Origin of the sequence: Nocardia sp. NPDC004151, assembly GCF_042874235.1 — a bacterium.
Lineage (GTDB): Bacteria > Actinomycetota > Actinomycetes > Mycobacteriales > Mycobacteriaceae > Nocardia.
In genome coordinates this window covers 78,780-79,631 of the sequence record NZ_JBIAMR010000021.1, presented here as the reverse complement: position 1 = coordinate 79,631, position 852 = coordinate 78,780, and the positions used below count along the sequence as shown (strand labels likewise).

Below are 852 nucleotides of genomic sequence, written 5' to 3'. Positions count from 1 at the left end.
GCGCCGCTAACCCACCGGTGCAAGCGGTGTCACCATCCGGAATCGGTGGCCCCACCACGATTTCGCCGCACATCATCCGAATCCGGGTCCGCGGCACGACGTTCCGGCGCCTTGGGCGGCGCGGTCGACACCACCGGCGGTTCCGGAATCCGCAGCGCCTCGGACAGATCCGGCATGTCCGGCACCAGCTCGGACAGCCTGGGCAGCCGATTGCGGTTCTGCGACACCGGGGCCATGATCTCCCGGCTACGCCGCGCCACCTCCGCGGACGCCTGCTGCGCCGCCTCGGTCACCGCCTTGGCGATCTCCTGATAGTCGAGATCGTCGATGTCCGAAGCGAATTTGGTCTCGATCACCGTGCCGTCGGCATTGACGGTGACCGTCACCCGCTTGCCGCGCACGCTCGCGGACGCGGTGATCGCCGCCCGCTGCTGCTGCAACTGGGTGATGGTGCGCATCTGATCGCGGAAGTCGTCGAGAATATCCGAGAAGTCGGCCTTGGCCCGCTCATTCACCATGATCGGTCACTCGAACCCGTCGCCGTTGCCGTGATCCATCTTCTTCAGCTCGGCGGCGGCCTTCAGCTGGCCGTCCGAGAAGTTGCCGAAGGTGCCGGCCATATTGTCCGCACCCTCGATGATGTTCTTGCGGCTGGCGAGGTACCCCTGCTCACCATTGGCGAAGTTGCCGCCGAGCGTGTCGTTCCCCCAGGGCGTTCCCCGCCCGTCGGCCGCGGAAGCCAGTGTGCTCACGACTTTTTCGATGCCGTCGCGCACCTTGTCCGTCTTACCAGCCGCCTTGGTCAACAGATCCTCGTAAGCTTCCAGCCGACCGCTCATGGGAGGAAACCCT

The 852-nt window shown here is 65.7% G+C and carries 2 protein-coding genes; both read right to left on the bottom strand.

Going from position 1 to position 852, the window contains the following annotated elements:
* Positions 1-29: 29 nt before the first annotated feature.
* Positions 30-518 carry a YbaB/EbfC family nucleoid-associated protein gene (locus ACFYTS_RS33365; protein WP_387309314.1) on the bottom strand — a complete coding sequence of 163 codons (489 nt, stop codon included), beginning with the start codon at positions 516-518 and terminating at the stop codon, positions 30-32.
* Positions 519-524: 6 nt separating this feature from the next.
* Positions 525-839, bottom strand: a complete 315-nt coding sequence (locus ACFYTS_RS33360) for a hypothetical protein (RefSeq protein WP_387309313.1) — start codon at positions 837-839, stop codon at positions 525-527.
* Positions 840-852: the final 13 nt, after the last annotated feature.